Genomic DNA, 23,702 nt, shown 5'->3' on the forward strand with positions numbered 1-23,702 from the left:
CCTATTTCTATCTTATTTTGCGTAACCAACTTTGTACCATAATGGGTGACCATTATTACCATCAGATGGCTTCAATGAATAACCAGTAATCTTATCGTTAATTGCTGAAATTTGATATGAATTATCGATTGGAATTACATAAGCTTCGTCATTCATGTATTTTTGCCATTCATGGAATTTTTGAACACGATATTTATGGTTCAAAGCCTTTTGCGAGTTCATTTCTTCCAAGAGCTTGTTGTTCTTCTCAGTTACAAATCGAGTCATATTAAACGGTGCAGTTTCACTGTAATATGGGTTTGGCGATGGTTCCGTAGGGGTTGACCAACCACCAATGTACATGTCAATCCCCTTGTCATCGTGTTGCAACTTATCGTAGAACGAGTTGTGTTCGATCAAACGGCCAGTAGCTAACTGAACATTCAAGCCTACTTTATGCCATTGTTGGATGTAGTTCTGGATGATTGGTTCCTTAGTTGCATCCCCACTCATAGCAGCAACGTTAATAGTTAAAGGCTTGCCGTTAGGTTGTACGCGCCATTTACCCTTCTTCTTATAACCAGCCTTGTCCAAAATTTCATTAGCTTTCTTTAAATTATAGTCAAAACCTTTTTCGCTCTTGTCGTAAAAGTCACCAAATTGTTGCGGAACCAGAGTTTTCACTCTGAAAGTTAATGAATAAGTGTAGCGTTTATTAACTGCATCAACGTTCATTGCATATCCAATTGCCTGACGTAAATACTTGTTGTTCATTTTAGCTTTTGGATTTTCAACGTTCTTGCTGAGCTTACTATCCCATTTACCAACCTTAAAACCTAAGTAATGATATGCAATTGGAATTTGAGCAATGAAGTTAACATCCTTAGTTTCCTTAACTTGTGGCCATTGCGTGTTGATTACAGGGATTACATCAAACTTATGACTCTTGATTGCTTGTGAAGCAGAGTTTGGTGAAATAACTGAAACAACAATCTTATCTAAGTTAGGCTTACCACGCCAGTAGTATTCGTTAGGTACCCAAGTAGCTGATTGACCACGAACAAGTTTCTCCATCTTATAAGGACCAAAGAATAATGGGTTCTTTCTGATCTTGTCAGATGACTTTAATTTATCAAATGGAACGTCTTTAAGGTAGTGGTATGGTTCAACCCCTTCCCAAAGTGAGCGACTTCCTGCATTGTACATACTTGGGCTCAATTCAGTGAAGTGAAGAATCAACTTACGGCCATTTTCACCGTCTGGCATTTCAATTCCAGAAATAGTCTTAGCCTTACCTTCATGGTATTCTTTGAGGCCCTTTAAGAGTTCAAATTGGCTACTATATCTTTGGCAAGCTGTATCCTTGTTAGCTAGGATTTCATATGCATATTCATAGTCCTTGGCAACAACTTGCTTACCATCTGACCATTTAACGCCTTTTTTAATATTAATGGTGATTGTGTTGTTTTTTGGATCTAATTTACGTGTAGCAGCACCCTTGTCTGTAACGCGATAATTATCGTCACTATCAAACAGGGTTTCCTGACCAGGTGAAGCAACTGTAGAATCTACATCTTCAGAAGATAATTCTTGAGAAAAGATACCTGAAAATGGGGTATCTGTTTCAACGGCAATTTTGACTGTGCCACCCTTTTTAACTGCCTTTTTAGGTGTTTCCATTGGAAACTTAGCTACCGATTTGGTGTCATCATTATTAGCACTGTTGTTGTCATTGCCTTTACCACATGCAGTTAAAGCAAATGCCGACAAACTCAAAATACCAATTGAAGAAAATAGTTTAGCTTTTTTCATCTTATTTCTCATTTCTTTATAAATTATATTTATTAATATTAATAAATATATCATACAAATAAAATTATTACATCATAATTATAAAAATAACATTTAATTTTAGTAAAGAAAGGAGTAAAATGGTGATAAAAGTCTGTTTTTTACCGATACTTTTATACCAATGTACCGGTAATTTTTAAAGGAGTAGTAATGGAAAAGCAAAAAATAACTGATTTCGCTGAAAAAGTAATGGATAAATTTAATTTACCTAGTCTAGGCTTTGGTGTATATCACAAAAATGAAAGCTACAGCCACGTCTACGGTGATGCAAACGAAGATAGTCTGTATCCATTGGCTTCTATTTCTAAGTCATTCTTAGCTACAGCAATTTGTCAACTGGCTGATGAAGGCAAAATTAGCTTAGATGATCCATTAAAGAAATATTGGCCTGACTTTAAAATGGTCGATAAATATGTTGAAGATCACTTAACATTCAGGGATGCATTAAGTCATCAAAGTGGCTTACCAGCACATGATTTAATGCGTTTTACCAATATGAATAAACATGATCTTTCATTAAAAGAAAAAGCAGAGCATGTCGGTTATTTACAGCCCAATCACGAATTGCGTGTAAAAATGCAATACAGCAACTTGGTTTATGCTGTGGCTACCTACGTAATGGAACAAGCAATCGGTCAAGATTACGGTTCATATGAGCGTGAACACCTTTTAAAGCCACTACACATGAATGACACATACATCAACCATAATGAGGCTCCTCGTGACCGCATTCCTAAGCCATATATTAGAGACAATGCTGTAACAGAAGAAGTACCATTTATTGCACCTGGTAAAGTTGGTGGTGCCAGCAGTATGCTAGCTACAATTTCTGACTTGCTAACTTGGGCAGAATTTCAACTGAAAACCCAAAAATCAACCAAAGATGAAGTGACAGCACAACGTTATTTACCACAATCAATTATGTTACCTAATCGTCCTTACGGTGGGGCAAACTTTGGTGCTTATGGTTTGGGTATGATGATGGAAGACTATCGGGGTCACAAATACTTCTATCACAGTGGCTCATACATTGGTTATTGCTCATTCCTTGGTTTTGTTCCTGACCTTGACCTTGCCTTTGTCTTTACTACCAATATGGATTCAACAGATTCAATTTTTGCTCTTGGCTATCAAACAATTGATGAAACTTTAGGAATTCATGATACAGATTGGGCAGACAAAGTAAGTAAAATCATGGAAGATAAAAATCGTGCTCGTGAAGATAACATTGCTAAGCTTAAAGGACCATCTCCAAAAGTAGTAAAAGCAACAGCTGAATTACTCGGTGATTACCAAAATCCAGGTTACGGTTTGGTTACCCTCTGCGATGAAAACGGTGAACTAAAAGCTACTATTGGCAAATGGAATTACCCAGTAATTGAAAATGCAGACGGTAAAATGTTCATCGAAGAAAGATTATATCAACATGGCCTAATTCCAATTACATTAGGTAAAGATAAAATTGCACTTCAATCTGATCCTGCACTTAAAGAATCAACTGAATTTACAAAAGTAAAATAAAAAGCTTAACTTTAATGATCAGAGTTAAGCATAAAATACTATTATAAGACCAGCTTTAATTACAAAGCTGGTCTTATTTGATTGTTAACTAATCTATAGTACGTTTTTATTAGCTAATTCACTATTTTGGTAAGATTATCAAAAATGAACTGTACATAAAAAGTCCACAACTATTGTGACTGTTTCAAAGTTGTAGACTTTTAGGTAATAATTCAGTTATTAATTATAATTTATCTGCTCGCCAAGGATCAATACCTTCATATAATTTGGCTTTACCAATTGCATTAAACAATTCATTTTTATGATGTATGACCTTTTTCCCAGCTTCAATTGCTTCTGGCAACAAATTATTTGGATCCCAACCGTCATTTTCGGCTAGAATTTCACGAGTCTTTTCGAAGAAGGCATGTTTATAATCTGATGAAATATTAACTTTACTAATACCATTCTTTACTGCTTCAGCAATCTGCTCATCTGGATTAGATGAACCACCATGCATAACTAAAGGAGTATCGGGAACTGCTTGAACTATCTCTTGTAAAATATCAATTCTAATTTTAGGAATAACATCGGCAGGATAAATACCATGACTAGTACCTATTCCGACTGCCAGTGTATCAACACCTGTTTCTTCGACAAATTTTTGTGCTTCTTCTGGTGTAGTATAAATACCTTCTTTTTTATGGCCTTCAACATGCACACCTGTCTGGCCGATAGTACCAACTTCACCTTCGACCGAAACACCAACTCTGTGGGCCATAGTTACTGTTTCTCTAGTTAAAGCAACATTTGTATCCCAGTCTTCAGCTGACAGATCAATCATTACCGAACTAAATCCATCATGAATTGCTCTAGCTGCACTATCCACGGAATCGCCGTGATCAAGGTGAAGTGCTACAGGAATCTTACTGTCACGAATACGAGTTAAAACATAACTGATAAAATCATCTTTACAATATCTTAATTCCGTTGGATGAATCATAATAATTGCTGGTGCATAATCAGCCTCACATTGTTCAATTGAAGTTCTCATTAATTCCAAGTTTGAAACATTATATGCGCCTACTGCGAAGTTATTCTTTCTTGCTACTTCAAGTAACTGATTCATATTTACTAAAGTCATTTTTTCTCCTTATTTATTGAATACATTAAATTAAATAATACTAACTTTTTAGATTAACTTTTAGATTGAATTCTGCATCACTTCCTCTAAGTGTTCTTATTGTAAATTCACACCAGAGAGATCAACATCTTTTTCATTGTCTTGATTCTCATCCGGTATTTCATTTACCTCTTCATTAGTCAGTGGCTTTTTAATAATTGCCAATAATATTCCTGTTACTAATGAGCCAGCTACTAAAGCAATTACGGCAATCATCGGCTTAGACATTGCTGGAATAACAAAGATTCCTCCAGAGGGAACTGAACTTTCGTTTCCCCAGCCATAACTGATCATTCCTGTAATACCACAACCAATCCAAGTACAAGGTAAAGTCCGTAGCAAGTCGTTCATCGCAATTGGAATGACACCTTCAGTTATCATGCAACATCCCATTGGGAAAGCTACTTCAATATTTTCAATTTCTCTCTTGGTATAAATATTTTTATGAAATAATTTGGCAAAAAAGTAAGATAATGTTATTCCAAATGGTGGAACCATGGCTGCTAGAACCTTAATTCCTTCTGGTCCTTTAATCCCGTCAAGCAGTAATCCATCGCAAATTAAGTTTGGAATTTTACTAATAGCTCCACCAAAGTCAGCACAGCCCATCCAGCCAATTAAGAAGCCATACAACGCTCTCTGTGATCGATCTAATCCAGTAATAAAGTGATTAAGTGCAGTTGTAGCTGCAGTCAATGGTCTGCCCAACAAGAAGAACATGATAAGGGCTGTAAAAATTGCAGTAACTGTTGGTACTATTAACATAGGCATCAATCCATTAGCCCATTTAGGAACTTTTATTTTTCTAATGCCTAATGCAATATAACCAGCAATAAATCCACCAATAATTCCGCCTAGAAAGCCAGCACCTAGGAAAGATGCTATTTGCCCTGACAAAAATCCTGGAGCAATACCAGGCCTATCAGCAATAGAATAACCAATATAGCCAGCAATAAACGATGGCAAAAGTCCCATTCCTAGTACGCCTAAAGTAGTCATGCTATTGGGAAAATTCATTTGAGCAAGGCTTGTAACCTGCTTACCACCCATTAGATTACCTATAGCTATTAATAACCCTGAAGCAACAACTAAAGGCAGCATGTATGAGATTGAAGTTAACAGATGCTTTTTAACAGCTGAACCAGCTTTTTTAGCACCGGTGACAAATGTATTCATTTAAATCACTCCTTTTGACTCTTTTTTTCTTTTACTTCTTGTTCAATTTTTTCTAACAATTGTTTGGGAGCCTTTACTACTAGAGAAGTACCTACTTTTACAGTAGGAATATTTTGAAAACGTTCATTACCTGTAGTAGCAATATCAACTGCTAACAATGCTACATCGGCCTCAGCAATTTGCTCTGGCGTTAATGCATTTTCTGTGCCAATTGTTCCTTGAGTTTCAATGTGAATTTCATCTCCTAGCTCTTTGGCAGCTTTTTCCAACTTAGCCTTTGCAAGATAGGTATGAGCAATACCAGAAGTGCAAGCACAAACACAAACTATTTTCATGTTTTATCATCTCCTTACTTTTGACATAAAAGATCAATTACATTTCTTTTATTTTTTGCTGCATGCAATTTACTAATAAAATCGTCATCTGATAGTAAAACTGCTACTTGCTGCAATAATTTCAGATGTAATGAACTAGCATCTTGATCTCTAACAGCAAATAAAATTACTGCAGTAACTGGCTTATTATCCAAGGTCTCCCATGGTATAGGATGATCACTTAACCCAATCGCAATCTTTGTATTTTTAACTGCACTGGACTTACCATGGGGAATGGCTACACCTTGACCAATTCCAGTCTCTCCTTCTTTTTCACGTATAAAAACATCTTCAATAAAGTCTTGAGTATTCGTAATATCATCATCATTTTTTAAAAGAATACTAAGCTCGTTAATTACATCTTTTTTGTTTTTTCCATTTAAATGAAGGTCAATCAGGTTTTGATTAATGACTTTCGCAATATTAATTTCTTTATCGGTCAAATTATTTTGACCTCCTATCTTTTTAAAATTTGAACAATTTCTGCTGCATTTTTAGCTTTATTTATTTCTTTGATTACAGCATCATCAGCAAGCTTGGTCATAATATCAATTACTCCCTTGAAACTGATGCTCGACTTTTTTACTACTTGGGGAACTACTAAACAGATGAGCTTATTAACCTTAGAGTTATCGAGACAGTCCCAATCAGATATCAATGTATTCGATTTGGAAATCAGTAGCCAAGGAGAAAAATTGTAATTTAAGATTATATGGGGGATAGCAACTCCTTTCACCAAAGCTGTATTAGCAGCTTTTTCTCTAGTCAACAAACTTTTAAAAACTGCTACTTTGCTAACATTCATTTTGCGACTAACCATAGTAGCTATAATTTGAAAAGCTTCATTTTGGTTTGTTACATTCATATCAAAGCTTTCAAGCAAAATCTCGTTCATTAATGATTTCCCTCACTACATTTTTAACTTTTAACTCATCTTTTTTTGTAAAAAAGGCGCTAACTAGTTCTACAGGAATGTCCCCGTGATAATTAATAGGAACAGTGCTAATTAACAACTCAACTTCAGGTTTATTTCTGATAATAGTTTCAATATCGTAATTAGAAGCAATTCCTACAATTTCAATTTCAGGAATTGTGTTTTTTATCTTAGTAGAGATAATTCCAGAAGTCCCAATCCCAGTTGTACATATTACGTAGGCCTTTATCTTTTTATTCGATTTGTTATTTTCCTCATAATATTTTGCAAAATATAAACATATAAAGCCTGTTTCATCATCTGAAATCACTGGTAAATCAAATTTTTGACTGGCCATTCTAGCTGCATTTTTAGTAGCACTAAAAACTTGTGGATATTCCAGCTTAATATCTTTTAATAACGCGTTAGGTAAGGCTATCTTCATTTTTAATCTGCTTATCATTGCTAAAACATGATTCTTAATTTCACTTTTAATAGATTGTGAAAAATCACAGTGTAAATAATTGGATACGTTGCAAATAAAGAAGTCTGTAACATCGTCGGCTAAATCACGATCATCAAGAACAATCCCATCAAACGAATTAAAACGTGAAGTTAACAAATATTTAAATAGGTAATAGACTTCTGGATCTAGTTCTTTTCCCTTAAAGCCCAAGTATTTCTTAATATTAGTTACAATACTTTTACAGATACTAAAAATTTCAGGATTCATTTTAATTTCCGCTTGTAAGCTGGCATCTAAGGAAATTGATTTATCCATAGATTTGTATTTTTTAGCTCTTATTAACAAAACATAAATATGAGCAAAAAAATTTATGTTATATGGATAAGGCAAGGAACTATTTAGTACTCGCAGTGCCATTTCAACCTGACTCAAAGCAAAATTAAAGTCTTTTTGGTCTAATTGCGAAGTGTTTTTTCTTAGTGTTTCAATATCTGTAGATTTATCAATATGAAGCACTACTTCCATTAATGCACTTCTGATATCTTTTTCTGTACCAACAATTTGTACGGACCTCTGTTTGCTTTTTAGCTTTAAGTTCCATTTACTTATTTTTTTACTTATCTGTCTTTCATCATTCCTCAGCACTGACTCGCTAATATACAAACTATTTACTAAATCATAAATTTTAACTTCACTAGGAGAAGCAAAAAGCAATTTTGCTAGCATGTTTTCTTGTCTAAGTTGCGTAGATGAATCATTATGAACGTTATCATTTGCTACATTCAAAAAATTTGTATAATTTAGTTCATAACCCCGCCCCCTTTGGGAAATAATTATCGGCTTTGAATATTTTTTATTGATACTATTTATATGGCGGGCAATTGTCTTCTTAGAAACATTTAAGCCATTAGATAGTTCTTCAGAAGTAATGAACTTATTGTGAAGTTTGAGATAATCAATGATTTCTTGACTAATTTCTTTATGCACTTATCATCCCTCCTGATATTTTTATTTTGCCATTCATGTAAACGCTTAATTAATCAAAAAGTGTCCGTTGAAAAAGAAATTAATGGACATTTATCTTAATTACATATATTTAGCCATGTTAAAAATTGCTTTATTCTTCACACTCTATCTGACTTAATTAAGTATTTTTAGATTTAAAAAGCCCTCTGAACTTAAAAATAAGTTTAGAGGGCGATTTCATTCTTTAAAGTCTGTCATTAAATAAATAGCTTAATATCAGTAATAGTCAATTTTATTTTATATTTTGACAAATCCAAGGAATCATTTTGTTGTTCAGTTCGTTTAGTTTTGTATAGTCACCTGTTTTGGCATTAAAAGTATGATTGGCTCCATCAATAACTATAGAATTAACATTTTCCATATGGCAATTTTTAACAAATTTAAATCCAACATTAGGATCAAGAGTAGGATCATTGGCTGCAATACAAATCAATATTGGATTTTTAAATTTACTAATGCTCATATTAAGAGTGTCTTTCATGTCTCTTTCAAATTTTTTATATATTAATTCAACTCTCCCATCACTAGTATGTAAAATACTATAACCCAACTGCTGCATCTCTAATTTATTATATGAAGGGACCATCATCTCATCGGTGTTTATTGCACCATTTAAAGTTACAATCAATTTAGCAGGTAAAGTCGAGCACGTAAATGCTAAACGACCACCAAGGCTGTGACCAAGCAAACCGATGTGCTTTTCAGAAATGTATGATAGAGACTGCAAATATTTAAAACATGCCTTAACCTCTTCAATCATAATCCTCATACCATACTTCTCACGTGAACAAATATTTTCACCCATACTACAGAGATCCATTCTTGCAGTAGCGATACCCTTCTTGGTCAATTCTGAGCTTATTTTTTGTAACATATGTCCATCCAAATTTTTTGCCGACATAAACCCGTGAATTAAAAGCATAGCAGGAAATTCTTGGCCTTCATCAGGTAAATCTATTTGCAATGGAACTTCATGATCAATACATTTTACAAAACAAAGTTTTTCTTTCATATGATTCTCTCCCTATATTTCAGCTATAAGTTTATTTTTTTTCAACTTAGTATTTTTGTATTTGTTTGAGTTTAATAACACTACAATTACAGTATCATCCACCTTACGCGTTTTTAATTGTTTTCGATGTAAAACAGCTATTTTTTGTCCTTGTGCAACTTGATCTCCTTTTTTAATTAGCACAGAGATATCTTTGGGCTGAAGCTTCATAGAATCCAAAGTCAAATGCAACATTATTTCATCACCGTTATCGCCTTTAATTGTAATCGCATGTTTTGTGGGAGCAATTGAATTAACCTTGCCATTAACAGGAGAATAAATATCATCACTTTCCGGCTCAACTCCAAAGCAACTTCCCAGACTACCACTGGAAAACGCATGATCACTTATTTCACTTTGAGGAATAATTTTACCAACTACAGGTGCTGTGATAATATCACTTTTTAAATTCGACAACTGTTTAGCTTCTTGAAATTTGTGACTAACATTTAGCACAGTAGAATCATCATTTGACTTTTTCCTATTAAAAATAGACTTTAATGACACTTGATCTATATTTGCATCATCATTCCATGACCATTTTGTAAACCAAACTCCAATAAAGGATATAATCGCAACTAGTATGATACCGCCTATTGCTTTAATTAAATTATTAGGGTCTTTCGCATTGTAAAACAAAAGTAGATTAGTTAAATAATATGCACCATAAGCATATGCTTTCGTTCCTACTATTCCGTTGTATATACTCAGAATTAGTCCAGTGATAAAATCTACAGCATACAAAACTGGCATTTTGTAAAGAATACCGTAAACCGTCGGCTCTGAAACTCCTCCAAATAGAGCTGAGATGGCAGCTGTCCAGGAAATATTTCTACCTTTGGTATTTTTGGATTTCAATGCAACCCATAATGCAACGAATCCAGGGACTAATGTGCCAGCCATAAACCAAATATTGATAATATCATCATAGCCTAAAGTGCTTAGGTTTTGAGTTGCTATCGGAATTAATGCCAAATGGAATCCTGGCATTAAGACTCCAACTGTCATTGCAAAAGTATATATAGCTGGAACTGTTAGCCATGGAACGGTCTTTCTTAAGAATGCTATGAATGAACTAATACCATTCGTAAATAGGCCTCCTAAAGGTCCAGTCAACGTTAATGTAATGATTGACATTAAAAGTAATAAAGACACAGGCTTTAAAAAATAACGAATTGAATTTGGAATTACTTTTTTAAGCCATCGATCTAACAAGCTCATAATCCAAATAGATAAGATAATTTGAACTACTTGTCCATTGTAAGTTTGCAAATGGACTGGTAATCCAAAATAAGACGTAAAACCTGTTGCAGAACCTTTTGCAACTAAATTACTCCAATCCGGATAAAGCAAAAAGCAAGCTAGCATGATTGACAAAATTGGATCTGTATCGAATTGCTTAGCTGATGAATAGGCCACCATGACTGGCAAAAAGTATAGAGCTGTTTGGCCCAAGCTATTTAAAATAATATAGGTAGAATCAGTAGTTTTTAGATGGAAAAACATTTGAGCTACAATAATAATTAGAGAGAAAAAGCCTGCGCAAATTAAAGCTGGAATAACAGGTGCCATAATTTTAGCAACTAATTCCAAAAACTCTACAAAGAGTGTACCAATACTTTTGTGCTTTTTTACTTTTTGTTTATTTTCTACATTTATTGCACCTGAAAATCCAGCAATTTGTCCAAAAGCATTATAAAGATCTTCTATAATTTGACCAACAATGACCTGTACTTGGTTTGAAATTATTTCAACTCCAAGAACACCTTCTATTTGACTTATTTTATTTTTATCAACATTTTCAGTGCTTTTTATGCCTAATCTTAATCTTGTAGCACAGTGATTGACTGAAACTAAATTTTCTTTACCACCAACATACTGCAAAATCTCATTAGACATTTTATTGTAATCTAAAACCATTTTTTACCTCTTTTCAATTATCTGAATAAATTAAACGTTGAAGATGTAATAACAAATATTTCTGTTCTAATTTGCCCATTAAGTGTCCGTACTTTTCTTTTAACTTTTTATTGATATTTTTTATTAGCTGACTTGTTTTAGTAATAAACTCTTGATCAAAATCAAATTTGATATTTTGTTCGTCATACTCTTGATTAGATACAAAGCGATAGGCATAGTATTGTAAATGCGTTCTAAATCTTTTATACGAAAAACTTTTTTTATCAAGATTGGGAAAAACTGCATTTACTTCTTCTTCAACTTCATCCACAACTTCCATTATCAATTTGAGTTCATTCATCCCGTTGTTATTACCAATCAAATTGACGACATCTATCGTTAAAAAACCAATTTCATCATCAGGCAGTTCAATATTTAAAGCTGCATCTAAATATTCCAGTATCCATTCTGCAACCTGAAATTCTTTTCTATAAAAAAGTTCTGCTTCCTGCATAAACCCGAAAGGCATACTAATACTATGTTTATAACGATACATTATTCCTTCAATATGATCTGAAATAACAAAGTATGCATCATCCGAAAGTGGCTGTTCTAATTTCCTTTCTGCATAACGAATTATGATTGTTGCCATTTCAAAGTATTCATCAGGTATTTGCTCAATTAGTTTAGTAATTTTTTGATCTGCATCAGTGTAAATTTTGTCAATTCTCGATTTATCTATTTCATCTCCCTCTTTTTTACCAAAAGTAATTCCTTTGCCAATAACAATAATTGAGTCTAAAGAACTATTAGTACAAATAGCTGCACTGTTATTTAGTTTGTGAAGAATCTTCAATTTTTACCTCTTTTCTGATTTAGTCAAAATAAAAAAGACCAAATATTAACCACATTAAAATGGTCTAATATTTGGTCTTGCTTTCTAAACGAAATCGCACCCATACTAATTTTTATGAATTTTGCGCCTAAGCTAACAATTTCACCACAATCAGTATATTTTAATTCTGGCTGTATTGCAAGCGGCTACAAAAATATTTTTTGCTTTTTATAACTTTCAACTCAATCTGTTCAGCAACTTTTTAGTATAACGTTTAGATTGAAATTTAAGTTAATTTATTTCATTTAGATTTTTATGCTTTTTTTGTTTACAATTTAGATTTATACATATGTCAAGGAAGGTAAAATTATGAAATATATTTATCTAATACGTCATGGACAAACTTTGTTTAATGTTCAACATAAAATTCAGGGCTTTTGTGATTCACCATTGACCGAATTAGGTATTAAGCAAGCTTTGACTACCAAAAAAGAATATTTTGAACACAAGCAGATTACTTTAGAAGAAGCGCATTGTTCTACTTCAGAACGAGCAGTTGATACTCTAAAGTTAATCACTGAATTGCCTTTTTCAACTCATAAAGATTTACGTGAATGGAACTTTGGTACTTACGAGGGCGAGGGTGAACATTTAAATCCTCCTCTTCCTTATAATGACTTCTTTGTTCAATTTGGTGGTGAATCCCAAGTACAGCTGACTAGAAGAATCAATGAAGCCATTACTAAAATAGCTGCAGAGTCTAGCAATGAACAAATCTTAATCGTTTCGCATGGAGCTGCTATTGCAAACTTCTATCGACAATGGGAAAAGTACAACACCTTTACGCGTAAAGATCGAATCAAAAACTGTTCAGTGCTGAAATATACATTTGAAAACGATATTTTTTATTTACAAGAGCTTTTTAACCCAAGCTGCTAATTACATGCACTTTTTATAACCTAACACAAAAAACTTCCTACATTTAAGATGATTAAATGTAGGAAGTTTTTTACATCTTAGCAAATTTACGTTCTTACTTTACATTTTTCCACCAAATACTGGAAAATGCCCAGCAGAACCGTAATCAAAGCTAGTGATATTCTCTAAAGTAGACATATCTTTAGCACTTATTTCAAAATTCAGCTCTGCATCCTGCTTCATATGATCTGGATTTTTTGCTTTAGGCAGAACTACAGTGTTTAATTGCCAATCATAACGAATACACAACTGAGCAACAGAAACATCATATTTATCTGCAATTTCTTTAATTGTTGAGTTATTCAGAGCTTCTCCATGTGCAACCGGAGAAAATGATTCAACTACAATATCATTTTTTTGACAAAAATCGATTAGCTTCTTAGGAGTTGCTCCAATATGACACAAAATTTGATTTACCATTGGTTTAGTATCACTGTTATCAATCAAATTTTGCAAATCCTCTGGTTCAAAGCTTGAAACACCAATAGCTCTTAATTTACCCTCTTTCATTGCATCCTCTAAAGCACGCCAGGTTTCTAAGTTGCCTTCAAAATGACGATCAGAAGATTGATTTACTTCTCGCCAAGGTTGCGGATTATGAATGATCATCATATCTAAGTAATCAAGTTCCATCCGTGTGAGAGTTTCATCAATTGACTTTTTCGCCTCTTGATAGTTTTTGATTTCAGCCTCAACTTTTGAATTAACAAAAATTTGGTCACGTTGAATGCCAGAGTCTCTTATTCCTTGACCAACCCCTTTTTCATTATGATAAGCTTGTGCGGTATCGATATGACGGTATCCCATCTTTAAAGCGGCTGCTACAGGTAAAGCTACTTCATTGTCTGGAATTTCCCAAGTTCCCAAAGCTAATTTAGGGATTTCTACTCCATTAGTAAGTGTAAATGTCTCATCAAAAATCATAATTGTCCTCCCATATGTTTTTCTTGAGTATAGTTCTTAAAGCCCACTTTAAGTCAAGAATTTTTCCACTCATTTAAAAATTAGAGAACTAGCTTTTTGAAGTACAAAAAAAGCCAGTTTTAAACTGACTTTTTTTAGATATTAAGCTAACTTAATTATTCTAAGTTTAATGAGCTCTTATCAAATGCAACTGACTTAATCTTGTCGTCGATTGATGGAGTACCTAACCAAGTAATCATTTCCTTCATTGAGTCAGTGATTGCTTCAGTACCAGGAAGAAGAAGCTTACGAGGATCGTAACCCTTGTTGTCCTTGTCTTCATCCTTGTGAGCTTCGAAGTACTTACGAGTAGCTTCTTGGAATGCTAATTGGAATTCAGTGTTAATGTTAACCTTTGAAATACCAAGTGAAATAGCCTTCTTAACTTGTTCTTCAGGAATTCCTGAACCACCGTGTAATACAAGTGGAACTGAAACAGCATCAGCAATTTCCTTTAGACGGTCAAAGTTAAGGCCCTTCCAGTCAGCTGGGTATACACCGTGAATGTTACCAATACCACAAGCAAGCTTGTCAACACCGGCAGCAGCAAATGCCTTTGCGTCTTCAACAGAAGCAAGTTCTCCACCTTCGGAACCTTGATTTTCACCAATCTTACCGATTTCAGCTTCAACTGAAATGCCGCGTTCGTGAGCTAACTTAACGATTTCCTTAGTCTTAGCTAAGTTGTCTTCAGTTGACAAAGCATGACCATCAAACATAACTGATGAGTAGCCAAGTGCAATACATTCCTTAGCAGCTTCAAAATCACCGTGGTCCAAGTTCAAAACAACTGGAACTGAGATATTCATTGAATCCATTGAGTCTTCAACAATATCCTTAGCAACCTTGTAACCACCCATGTACTTAGCAGCACCCATTGAAACTTGGATTAAAACTGGGGTTCTAGTTTCCTCAGCAGCTTGCAAAATTGCACGAGTCCATTCCAAATTGTTAGTGTTATAAGCACCTACTGCATAATGGTTTTCACGCGCATCTTTAAAGATTTGGTTACCATTATCTAAATATGCCATTAATAATTACCTCCTATTAATCTTACAGTCACATTGTACCGTAATAATGAAGTGATGAGCAATCTTTTAATCAATGTAAACGCTATTTTTGCAAAAAAATTTACATTTCTTTTGGTGCATTTACACCTAATAATCTTAATGCTTCAGTTAAAACAATTGAAGTGGCTTCAACTAAGGCCAAGCGACTATTAATCTGCTCATCTTCAGTCAAAATTTTAACATTAGCGTAGTATTTATTAAACTTTTTCGCAACATCTAAAGCATATTTAGCAATTACCGAAGGTTCAAACTTGTCACTACTACGTGCAATGATTCTAGGAAAATCGGCTAGAGCCTTAGCAACGCTAAATGACCAATCATCATTAAGACTATTATTTGAAAGGTTAGGTTCTTGACCCATCTTCGCAGCTTTGCGTAAAACACTTTGAGCACGCGCATTGGTGTATTGAACGTATGGACCAGTGTCACCTTCAAAACGAACAACTTCATCCAAGTCAAAATCAAAGTTTTCAATTCGATCATTTTTCAAATCGTGGAAAATAACTGCACCAACACCTACATCATGCGCAACTTGTTCCTTATTAGCCAAGTTAGGATTCTTTTGATCAATTTGCTTCTGCGCAAGGTCAACTGCATCCCCTAAAACTTGATCAAGGAAAACAACATTACCCTTTCTAGTAGAAAGCTTTTTGCCGTTTTGGGTGATTAAGCCAAATGGAACATGATGAATTCGATCTGCCCAGTCATAACCCATTTTCTTAAGAACAGTTTTTAATTCTACGAAATGTTGTGCTTGCTCATTCCCAACAACATATAGCATTTTTACAAAATGGTAAGTGTTCATCCGATAAATTGCAGCTGCCAAATCTCTTGTCAAGTAAATACTACTACCATCAGATTTAACAATTAAAGCTGGGTTTTCATCTTCACCCATATCAACAACTTGGGCTCCGCGAGATTCGTGCAACAAGCCCTTTTCCTTCAATTCATCAATAACAGGCTGCATTTTGTCATTGAAAAAGGCTTCACCTTTATAAGAATCAAAGTCTACGCCTAATTCTTTATAGATCCGCTTAAAGTCAGCTAAAGAAACCTCACGGAACCATTGCCATAATTCGACTGCTTCAGGATCACCGTCTTCCAGCTTCTTAAACCAAGCACGTCCTTCATCATCCAATTTAGGATCTTTTTCAGCTTCTTCATGGAATTTAACATAGTACTTAAACAAGTTCATGATAGGGTCTTTTTTGACGTCTTCTTCATTGCCCCAGCGCTTGTAGGCATAAATCAATTTACCAAATTGGGTACCATAATCACCAAGATAATTGATTTTGATTGGTGTGTAACCAACCTTTTTCATTGTTTCTGCAATTGAATTACCAATCACAGTTGAACGCAGATGGCCCATTGACATTGGTTTTGCAATATTAGGGCTCGACATGTCGATAGGAACATTACCTTCACCTAACTTCTGGTCACCATAGTGTTCTTTTTCACTTAGTACCTCGTCAAGAGTTTGACTGATTAGCTTTTCATGGTCAATTGCAAAATTGACATAAGGGCCAACTGCCTGAATATTTGCAAAGTCAGCACTAGTTAAATTAGCTGCGATTTCTTTTGCAATTTCTGCTGGATTTTTATGCATTGTTTTTGCTAAGACGAAAGCCGGAAAAGCATAATCACCCATCTTTTCATTTTTAGGCCGTTCGATTAACTGACTAATCTTATCTTTTGGTAGATCAACTTGGCTTGAAACCAAATCAACTACTTTATTTTTAAAGTCCATCGTTACCTCCAAAATCAAACAAAAAGTCTCCTCCTTACTTAAAAGGAAGAGACGAGTTTTTACCCGCGGTACCACTCTAATTGACACTAAGTATCCGCTTATTTAATTTGTTATCTTTTTATATTATTAGGCACGCCTTCAGCTATTTCTCCAGTTCACCTTACACCAACGTGAACTCGCTAAAAATGGAAAAGATGCTTACTACTCCTAACACCTTACAAAAACAGATTATAACAGGAAAAACTGTTAAAGCCAACCGTTTTAATTGTTTTTGATTATAACTTCAGTGTTTGCCGGTACATGCTTCATTATCCAATATGCATCAGGCACACTTAATCTAATACAACCGTGTGATGAGGGCTTAACACCCAACTTTTTGGCTTCTTTTTTATTGTACTTGCCATTAGTTTTGACGGGAACAGAATGAAATAAATAGACATTGTCAGTGTCAAAGCTTGTCCAATAATTCGCACCTTCATTTAATTTAGGATTGTAAAACGATGACCCACGATTATTCTGAATCTTAAATGTACCAGTCGGCGTATATGACTTACCATTGTGATACTTTCCTGCACTTGAAACCATTGTGTATACAACATGATTGTCACGTAAAATATAAACGCGATTCCCTTTTAAGGAGACACGAATCGTTAAATCATTTTCAAGACGCTTAACTTTGGGATACGGTATGCTTTGACTTGGTTTACGCCAATTGATCGGCACATTTAAAGTTTTAGGGTCTTTATAAGGACGATAAGAAGCTGCGGTCTTAGTTGCCGTACTTTGTTTTTGAGGCAAATTTGCCTTTTCTTGTGTTGGAGGCATTGAAACGCGCGCCAAACTAATCGCACAAATCAAAAGTATAAAAAAAGTCGCGAGCGGTTTTAATAAGTTGTCTTTCATGTCAGCCGACCTCCTTATGAAGCTCTCAGGTCTATTTTACAATCTTTTGCAAAATAAACTTATTGATTTTCAAATTCTTTCATTAATTTAGGCAAAAGCGCACTGATTTTAGTTGGTTGAACAACATAATCTCTTTTTGCAATGATATCTCCAGCCAGTGAATGCAAGTAAACTGCTGCTAAAACTGAATCAATGTTGCTACCAAACTGAGCTACAAATCCACCTATTATTCCAGCTAAGGTATCTCCCATGCCTCCTACTGCCATTCCTGGATTACCAGTAGTATTTTCATAAATATTTCCGTTTGAATCATAAATGTGAGTGTGATTTGATTTCAAAACCAAAATGCCATTTTTATTAGGAAAAAGATTAACAAGAGTAGAAAGATTGGCACTATCAGTTTGGTAAGGTATTCTGAGCTGGCTGACGCGTTGCCACTCCATTTGATGTGGGGTGAGGATCACTAAGCCAGCAGCTTGCGGAATTAATTCATGATTAGTTGCAATTAAATCAAGCGCACTGGCATCTAAAATCAATGTTTGCTTACTTGTAATTTTTTGGCATAACATCATCAGTATTTTTTTACCAAACTCATTAGTGCCCATCCCTGGTCCACAAATAATAACATCTACTTTTGGAACTAGTTCTGCCAAGTCGCTGCTACGCCAATCGATGTACATTGCTTCTGGATCACGAGCATGAAGTGCATTTAAATTAATCGAGTGACAAGCCACAGCTACCAGGCCTGCACCACTTTTTAGTGCTCCTTCAGTAGCCATGATAATCGCTCCACCATAGTTTTCGCTACCACCAATTAGCAAAACCCTGCCATAATCGCCTTTATGACTAGCACTTTTTCTCTTTGAAATTACTTTTGTTAAAATCTTTTCTGTTACTTTTGTCATTTTATCCTCCAAATAGCCAGTGCCAGAAGCGAATAAAGATATTTACTCTATCAGTTGACGTTTGCGCTTGAGCTGGAAGCATGATGCCGTTTGGCTGCTTTAGCGAAAACAGTTTTGAATTACCTGACTTGAAATAATATGAACTGACTGTTTGACCCTTAGTGATTGGAGCTTCTACTATTTTTTTAGTTAGACCAACCGAAAATGTTTCATCAACAGGTCGCCAAATAATTGCTTGCTTCTTTAAACTAATATTAATTTGCTTACTTTTTCCATTATGCACATTAACATTAGTTGAACCAATAATTGCTTGGTCCTTATTCAATTTAATTGGTTGATACTTTTGATAAACAAACGATAATAATTTCTTGGTTTCTTCAAATCGAGCTGGATCAGCACTATTTAGGTGTTTAGCCCCCATAACAACAGTGATAACCCTTGCTCCCTGATTCTTCGCAGTGCCGATAAAACAAGCACCCGCTGCATCAGTTGTACCCGTCTTCAGACCATCAATGTTGAAGTTGGAACTATGTTGCGATAATCCCTTAAGCATCCAATTAAAATTTGTCATTGGTGTTTTGGTGGCTTGATCTACGAAATCCAAATGAGCAATTCTAGTCGTCTTAATTATTTCTGGATACTCATTTAGTAAATGCTGACCAACTACTGCCATATCTTTAGCCGACATTAAATTTTCTGCATTTTTTTCAGCTCCAGGATAAGCGTCACTTCCCACACTCTTATTAGGCAAGCCACAAGCAGTATATAGCTTGGCATCTTTTATGCCCCATTGCTCTACTTGCAAACGCATTTGCTTTACAAAGGCTTTTTGTGAACCACTAATAGCTTGAGCTAATAACATCGCTGCACCATTTGCTGACTCAATTAAAGTGGCTTGATACAACTGCTTAATTGTATAAGAATGATTCATTTTTAATGGCACATTGGAAAAAAGTCTATTATTCGCCACCTTGACAATTTGTTCAGTTGGTTGAACTTCAGTATTCCAAGTGATTTTTTTATCATCAATTGCCTTCAAAGTTAGATAGGCTGTTATAAGCTTCGTCATTGAGGCAATTGGGAGTGGCTCGTTAATATTTTTACCGTATAAAAGCTGACCTGTGCTACTATCAATGGCAAGAGCAGATTTTACATCTAAGTCCAATTGTTCTTGTCTGTAATTGTCCGGTATTGCCTGAGCCGAAATTTGCTGTGCCGGTAATAATAATGTGACTATGGTAACAAGGACCACTAAAAGCTGGGAAATTTTTCGTTTCAAAATGTAAATCACCTTCCAATATCTTTTTTGGATATTTTTAGTTTTATGATTACATTCTATCAAATTTTTGGTATCATTATTACTGGATTAAATAAGGCCCCGATGGCGGAATTGGCAGACGCGCAGCGTTCAGGTCGCTGTTTAGGTAACTAAGTGAAAGTTCGAATCTTTTTCGGGGCACCAATTTGAGAAGCTAATCATTGTTGATTAGCTTTTTTTGTATTAAAATTTAGTTAAGTGAGGAGGGTTTGTCATGCAGAAACATTTAACTAAATCAAGAGATAAAATTTTAGCAGGAGTTTTTGGTGGAATTGCTGAATATTTTGGTTGGGACAAAGCTTGGACTAGAATCGGTGGGACAATTCTAATTTGTTGTACTGGCTTTGGTTTGATTGCATATATTGCTGCTGCAATCGTGATGCCTGACAAACCAAAGCATTCTGAAGCTCCAGAAGGAGATTTCCATAAACTATAATATTTCAATTACAATTCAATTTAAAAGTGCTTCAAGTAGACTGAACTTATCTCTTACTTGAAGCTTTTTTATTATTTACCAAACGCACTATACGAGTCTAATTACTTAACCAGTTTGACGCTTTTGCAATTATGGAATATTATTTAATAAATTCTTAATGCAATGAAAGGTTAAAAACATGAGTTTAGACGTTAACATTTTGCCTCCAGACTACATTGATTTCACCATAGGTGATTTTCGCTCTGGTGTAGAACCGACAGTTATCGAAGAACTTACGAAAAAAGTTCAAATAGACGGTAACGGTTATACACCCGGTCTTGGTCTACCCCTTCTTAGAGAAAAAATTATTTCTCACTATCAAGATACTTACGGTATTAAAAATATTAGTATGGAAAATATTCAAATTACTGTATCTTGTTTGCACGGCGCATTTTTAGCCTTAAAGTCAATTATCACATCGAAAGACGATGAAGTAATTATTATTGCACCGTATTTCCCTTCCTATGTAAACTTAATTAAGGGAGCTAACGGAACACCAGTTGTAGTCAAATCAATTGCTCCAGATTTTGCATTGCCAATTGAGCAAATTCAGGACTGTGTAAGTGAAAAAACTAAAGCAATTATTATTAATTATCCAAATAATCCAACTGGTGTCGGACTGTCAGATCAAGAACGTAATTTTTTAAATGAACTTGCTCTAGAAAAGAATATTTTTATCATCGATGACCATGTTTACAGTGATTATCCAAGCACACATCCCTACAAACCAGCATCTACAGATATTTCTCATCAGGTTCTAGTAAGCAGTTTTTCGAAAAATTTTGCGATGCCTGGTATCAGATTAGGTTACGTAATCGCGCCTAAGAAAATCATCGATTATAATGCCTTTTATAATGAAGGAATTACCTTCAGTCCGCCAACCATTAGCCAATATATTGGTGAAATCGTATTAGATAATACTTCCCAGTATCAACAACATTTAAAGGATATTGAACAAAAAGGTAAAGCAGTTGCTCAATTATTCCGTTCAAGTAACTACTTTAATTCCTGCACTTATAATGGTGGCCTATATCTATTCGTCAAAGTAACAGATGAAATCAAGAAGCCAGCTTTATTTTATACACTCTTGGAAGAGCACTTCCACGTTTTAGTAGCACCTGGAGATGAATTTGATTACTCAAATAGATACTTTAGAATTTCTTTGTCTGCAACTAACGATGACTTGCATAAAGGTGTCCAGAAAATTATTGATTGTGTTGATTATACTTTAAACTTTAAGCAATAAAATCTTGCTAAGTTTTACAATTAACCTACTTACTACTAATTAGATGAGACGGCGTTGCAACTTTAACAAGCAATTGCTAAAATAAAGTTCCTTGGCAGGGGCAGCAAGCTAATATATTATTTTTAGCTTTGTTAAGTCAAAAAAACGATATTGCTAATATAGCAATATCGTTTTTTATATCTTAACGTGTAATTTTTCTAAAATTGGAACAATTTTATCTCCAAGTATTTTCTGCGCTAAATGCGATTTGATCGCAACCAGTGCATAGAAGACGCCACCAACAATTACCACAACAAAAACAATTATTAATGCTGAAGCACGTTTAGCCGGACTTAGGAAGATTTCTAAGCCATGTTCAACTGCTAATACCAATAAGAACATGATTATCGAGAAAAATGTAATTCCAATAAAGCGGCGACTTGTCCTACTCTTATTGAAGTCAAACTCCACCTCGAGATGCTTAAATGACATAAAGATAATTACTAGCATCCCTAAATTAGTAGCGATTAGTGGCCCATACACTTTAAACAAGTAAACCATCGGATACTGAACTATCATCTTAATGACTAGGCCTAAAACTAAATATTTAATTGCTAGTCCATTTTCAGACAGTCCTTGTAAAATGGCCATTAATACCGTAAAAAGTCCCAAGGTAATCGAAGTAAAGGCCGACAAATATAAGATATTCGATCCTAATTGATCAAAACCATAAAAAACTGTATAAATTGGTGTTGCAATAGCCGCCATTCCAAAAGCGGCAGGAATCATCACAAACAAAAATAAGTCTAACGTATTACTGATTTGGTCAGAAATCCCTTTAAAGTCACGTTTTGCATGTGCCGCAGACAATAATGGAATCGCCGTTACAGCCATCGCACTTGCCAATGACACAATAATCATAATCAATTTATTGGCATTAAGAGCAAAAAGTGCATACCAAGTTTCAATTGTGTTATAGCTTGCATTAACTACACTTGCTATCATCGGATGGAAAGTGTATTGATCGACTAAGTAGAACAACTGAATCCCAGCATCGATAATGATAAATGGTATTGCTTGTTCAATTATCTCGCGAAAAAGTGAAGCAGTGGAAACCTGAATTTCATTATTTGAATTATCAACTAAATAATTCAATTCCTTACGTCTAAAAAACAAGAACCAAGCTAGTACTAAAATCCCAAAAGCTGCTCCAATTGCGGCAGCCAAGTTTGACTGAACAACCGCATCAACAAAATTACCATGTTGTACTTGCATGATGATGTATGCGGTGAGTAACATCCAGATTACTCGTGCCAATTGTTCAACAAACTGTGACATAGCTGAAGGCATCATATCAGAATAGCCTTGAAAGTATCCTCGCATAATACTTAGTACAGGAATAATCAAAATGGCATACGATAAGCTACGCATTACAGCAACCTGTCGTGGATCACTGCGAGATCCATTTGAGGCAAGTAGTGGTGAAGCAAAGTACATGATTGCAGCTGAGATTACGCCCAAAACAACCATCAAAACTAATCCTCTACGGAATAATTTTCGTCCTACCCCATACTCATTCAATGCATTATATTTTGCCACTTGTTTGGCCACTGCACCTGGAATGCCGGCAGTCGAAATCAAAATAAAGATACTGTAGATATTGTAACTTCGAGCCGTTAAAGCGTTGGCAATATTGCCATACGGTGACATCCAAATAAACCATGGAATAATGTAGAGGGCGCCCAATAAACGTGAGGTAATCGAACCAAAAGTCATCCACGCACTGCCTTTAACAAAGGTATCTTGCGTATTTTGTTCTTTCAAATTATTTTCTCTCATTAATTTTCCCTAAATTTATTTTACTA

21 protein-coding genes and 1 tRNA gene are annotated in these 23,702 nt (G+C 34.8%); 5 read left to right on the plus strand and 17 right to left on the minus strand.

All coding sequences use genetic code 11. From position 1 onward, the window contains the following. Positions 1 to 12: 12 nt before the first annotated feature. Positions 13 to 1,791, minus strand: a complete 1,779-nt coding sequence (locus H3R25_RS03970) for an oligopeptide ABC transporter substrate-binding protein (protein WP_198194352.1) — start codon at positions 1,789 to 1,791, stop codon at positions 13 to 15. 189 nt (positions 1,792 to 1,980) lie between these two features. On the opposite strand from H3R25_RS03970, the gene H3R25_RS03975 reads away from it, so the two are divergent. Continuing rightward, a complete protein-coding gene (locus H3R25_RS03975; RefSeq protein WP_198194353.1) occupies positions 1,981 to 3,351 on the plus strand; it encodes a serine hydrolase in 1,371 nt (456 codons plus the stop codon). 223 nt (positions 3,352 to 3,574) lie between these two features. Here the strand turns inward: H3R25_RS03975 and H3R25_RS03980 are convergent, their stop codons facing one another. The 9 genes from H3R25_RS03980 to H3R25_RS04020 form a co-directional block, all read right to left on the minus strand. Beyond that, a complete protein-coding gene (locus H3R25_RS03980; RefSeq protein WP_198194354.1) occupies positions 3,575 to 4,474 on the minus strand; it encodes a ketose-bisphosphate aldolase in 900 nt (299 codons plus the stop codon). Positions 4,475 to 4,570: 96 nt separating this feature from the next. Next, positions 4,571 to 5,689 carry a PTS fructose transporter subunit IIC gene (locus H3R25_RS03985; protein ID WP_198194355.1) on the minus strand — a complete coding sequence of 373 codons (1,119 nt, stop codon included), beginning with the start codon at positions 5,687 to 5,689 and terminating at the stop codon, positions 4,571 to 4,573. Between the two features lie 5 nt (positions 5,690 to 5,694). After that, the gene (locus H3R25_RS03990; protein WP_198194356.1) at positions 5,695 to 6,024 is read right to left on the minus strand and encodes a PTS fructose transporter subunit IIB; all 330 of its coding nucleotides are present in this window, start codon (positions 6,022 to 6,024) and stop codon (positions 5,695 to 5,697) included. Positions 6,025 to 6,038: 14 nt separating this feature from the next. Beyond that, entirely contained in the window at positions 6,039 to 6,506 is a 468-nt protein-coding gene (locus H3R25_RS03995; protein ID WP_198194357.1) for a PTS sugar transporter subunit IIA, read from the minus strand. Positions 6,507 to 6,520: 14 nt separating this feature from the next. Beyond that, a complete protein-coding gene (locus H3R25_RS04000; RefSeq protein ID WP_198194358.1) occupies positions 6,521 to 6,958 on the minus strand; it encodes a PTS sugar transporter subunit IIA in 438 nt (145 codons plus the stop codon). Beyond that, a complete protein-coding gene (locus tag H3R25_RS04005) occupies positions 6,939 to 8,429 on the minus strand; it encodes a PRD domain-containing protein (protein ID WP_198194359.1) in 1,491 nt (496 codons plus the stop codon). Before H3R25_RS04005 ends, H3R25_RS04000 begins: the two co-directional genes overlap by 20 nt. Positions 8,430 to 8,700: 271 nt before the next feature. Next, on the minus strand, positions 8,701 to 9,480 hold the full coding sequence (locus H3R25_RS04010; RefSeq protein ID WP_198194360.1) for a S9 family peptidase: 780 nt from the start codon (positions 9,478 to 9,480) through the stop codon (positions 8,701 to 8,703). Positions 9,481 to 9,492: 12 nt separating this feature from the next. Continuing rightward, positions 9,493 to 11,439 (minus strand): PTS glucose transporter subunit IIA, encoded by a 1,947-nt coding sequence (locus tag H3R25_RS04015; RefSeq protein WP_198194361.1) that lies wholly within the window; start codon positions 11,437 to 11,439, stop codon positions 9,493 to 9,495. Between the two features lie 13 nt (positions 11,440 to 11,452). Further along, positions 11,453 to 12,274, minus strand: a complete 822-nt coding sequence (locus H3R25_RS04020) for a PRD domain-containing protein (RefSeq protein WP_198194362.1) — start codon at positions 12,272 to 12,274, stop codon at positions 11,453 to 11,455. Positions 12,275 to 12,622: 348 nt separating this feature from the next. On the opposite strand from H3R25_RS04020, the gene H3R25_RS04025 reads away from it, so the two are divergent. Continuing rightward, entirely contained in the window at positions 12,623 to 13,192 is a 570-nt protein-coding gene (locus H3R25_RS04025; protein WP_198194363.1) for a histidine phosphatase family protein, read from the plus strand. 99 nt (positions 13,193 to 13,291) lie between these two features. Here H3R25_RS04025 and H3R25_RS04030 read toward each other — a convergent pair whose 3' ends face one another. From H3R25_RS04030 to H3R25_RS04055, 6 genes are all read right to left on the minus strand, one after another. Continuing rightward, on the minus strand, positions 13,292 to 14,155 hold the full coding sequence (locus tag H3R25_RS04030; protein ID WP_232354536.1) for an aldo/keto reductase: 864 nt from the start codon (positions 14,153 to 14,155) through the stop codon (positions 13,292 to 13,294). A 155-nt stretch (positions 14,156 to 14,310) separates the two neighbouring features. Then, positions 14,311 to 15,225 carry a class II fructose-1,6-bisphosphate aldolase gene (fba, locus tag H3R25_RS04035; protein ID WP_198194364.1) on the minus strand — a complete coding sequence of 305 codons (915 nt, stop codon included), beginning with the start codon at positions 15,223 to 15,225 and terminating at the stop codon, positions 14,311 to 14,313. A 100-nt stretch (positions 15,226 to 15,325) separates the two neighbouring features. Then, positions 15,326 to 17,011: an arginine--tRNA ligase gene (argS, locus tag H3R25_RS04040; protein WP_198194365.1), complete on the minus strand. Its 1,686-nt coding sequence runs from the start codon at positions 17,009 to 17,011 to the stop codon at positions 15,326 to 15,328. 261 nt (positions 17,012 to 17,272) lie between these two features. Further along, complete coding sequence (locus H3R25_RS04045; RefSeq protein ID WP_122035568.1) at positions 17,273 to 17,914, minus strand: L,D-transpeptidase; 642 nt, start codon at positions 17,912 to 17,914, stop codon at positions 17,273 to 17,275. 59 nt (positions 17,915 to 17,973) lie between these two features. After that, positions 17,974 to 18,819, minus strand: a complete 846-nt coding sequence (locus H3R25_RS04050) for an NAD(P)H-hydrate dehydratase (protein WP_109715680.1) — start codon at positions 18,817 to 18,819, stop codon at positions 17,974 to 17,976. A gap of 1 nt (position 18,820) precedes the next feature. Continuing rightward, a complete protein-coding gene (locus tag H3R25_RS04055; protein WP_370567425.1) occupies positions 18,821 to 20,101 on the minus strand; it encodes a serine hydrolase in 1,281 nt (426 codons plus the stop codon). A gap of 93 nt (positions 20,102 to 20,194) precedes the next feature. On the opposite strand from H3R25_RS04055, the gene H3R25_RS04060 reads away from it, so the two are divergent. The 3 genes from H3R25_RS04060 to H3R25_RS04070 all read left to right on the plus strand — a co-directional run bounded on the left by H3R25_RS04060 (position 20,195) and on the right by H3R25_RS04070 (position 21,858). Then, positions 20,195 to 20,281: transfer RNA gene (locus H3R25_RS04060), tRNA-Leu, on the plus strand. A 70-nt stretch (positions 20,282 to 20,351) separates the two neighbouring features. After that, positions 20,352 to 20,573, plus strand: a complete 222-nt coding sequence (locus H3R25_RS04065) for a PspC domain-containing protein (protein WP_122035573.1) — start codon at positions 20,352 to 20,354, stop codon at positions 20,571 to 20,573. 178 nt (positions 20,574 to 20,751) lie between these two features. After that, complete coding sequence (locus tag H3R25_RS04070; RefSeq protein WP_198194367.1) at positions 20,752 to 21,858, plus strand: pyridoxal phosphate-dependent aminotransferase; 1,107 nt, start codon at positions 20,752 to 20,754, stop codon at positions 21,856 to 21,858. A gap of 174 nt (positions 21,859 to 22,032) precedes the next feature. Here H3R25_RS04070 and H3R25_RS04075 read toward each other — a convergent pair whose 3' ends face one another. Continuing rightward, the gene (locus H3R25_RS04075) at positions 22,033 to 23,676 is read right to left on the minus strand and encodes a polysaccharide biosynthesis protein (RefSeq protein WP_198194368.1); all 1,644 of its coding nucleotides are present in this window, start codon (positions 23,674 to 23,676) and stop codon (positions 22,033 to 22,035) included. Between the last annotated feature and the right edge of the window lie 26 nt (positions 23,677 to 23,702).

The organism is Lactobacillus sp. M0390, from assembly GCF_016102085.1.
Classification (GTDB): Bacteria; Bacillota; Bacilli; order Lactobacillales; family Lactobacillaceae; genus Lactobacillus; species Lactobacillus apis.

What these genes read in the sequence shown, in the direction of transcription:
- H3R25_RS03970 (WP_198194352.1), bottom strand. Translation starts at nt 1,791, where the DNA reads ATGAAAAAAGCTAAACTATTTTCTTCAATTGGTATTTTGAGTTTGTCG.
- H3R25_RS03975 (WP_198194353.1), top strand. Translation starts at nt 1,981, where the DNA reads ATGGAAAAGCAAAAAATAACTGATTTCGCTGAAAAAGTAATGGATAAA.
- H3R25_RS03980 (WP_198194354.1), bottom strand. Translation starts at nt 4,474, where the DNA reads ATGACTTTAGTAAATATGAATCAGTTACTTGAAGTAGCAAGAAAGAAT.
- H3R25_RS03985 (WP_198194355.1), bottom strand. Translation starts at nt 5,689, where the DNA reads ATGAATACATTTGTCACCGGTGCTAAAAAAGCTGGTTCAGCTGTTAAA.
- H3R25_RS03990 (WP_198194356.1), bottom strand. Translation starts at nt 6,024, where the DNA reads ATGAAAATAGTTTGTGTTTGTGCTTGCACTTCTGGTATTGCTCATACC.
- H3R25_RS04000 (WP_198194358.1), bottom strand. Translation starts at nt 6,958, where the DNA reads ATGAACGAGATTTTGCTTGAAAGCTTTGATATGAATGTAACAAACCAA.
- H3R25_RS04010 (WP_198194360.1), bottom strand. Translation starts at nt 9,480, where the DNA reads ATGAAAGAAAAACTTTGTTTTGTAAAATGTATTGATCATGAAGTTCCA.
- H3R25_RS04015 (WP_198194361.1), bottom strand. Translation starts at nt 11,439, where the DNA reads ATGGTTTTAGATTACAATAAAATGTCTAATGAGATTTTGCAGTATGTT.
- H3R25_RS04025 (WP_198194363.1), top strand. Translation starts at nt 12,623, where the DNA reads ATGAAATATATTTATCTAATACGTCATGGACAAACTTTGTTTAATGTT.
- H3R25_RS04030 (WP_232354536.1), bottom strand. Translation starts at nt 14,155, where the DNA reads ATGATTTTTGATGAGACATTTACACTTACTAATGGAGTAGAAATCCCT.
- fba (WP_198194364.1), bottom strand. Translation starts at nt 15,225, where the DNA reads ATGGCATATTTAGATAATGGTAACCAAATCTTTAAAGATGCGCGTGAA.
- argS (WP_198194365.1), bottom strand. Translation starts at nt 17,011, where the DNA reads ATGGACTTTAAAAATAAAGTAGTTGATTTGGTTTCAAGCCAAGTTGAT.
- H3R25_RS04045 (WP_122035568.1), bottom strand. Translation starts at nt 17,914, where the DNA reads ATGAAAGACAACTTATTAAAACCGCTCGCGACTTTTTTTATACTTTTG.
- H3R25_RS04050 (WP_109715680.1), bottom strand. Translation starts at nt 18,819, where the DNA reads ATGACAAAAGTAACAGAAAAGATTTTAACAAAAGTAATTTCAAAGAGA.
- H3R25_RS04065 (WP_122035573.1), top strand. Translation starts at nt 20,352, where the DNA reads ATGCAGAAACATTTAACTAAATCAAGAGATAAAATTTTAGCAGGAGTT.
- H3R25_RS04070 (WP_198194367.1), top strand. Translation starts at nt 20,752, where the DNA reads ATGAGTTTAGACGTTAACATTTTGCCTCCAGACTACATTGATTTCACC.
- H3R25_RS04075 (WP_198194368.1), bottom strand. Translation starts at nt 23,676, where the DNA reads ATGAGAGAAAATAATTTGAAAGAACAAAATACGCAAGATACCTTTGTT.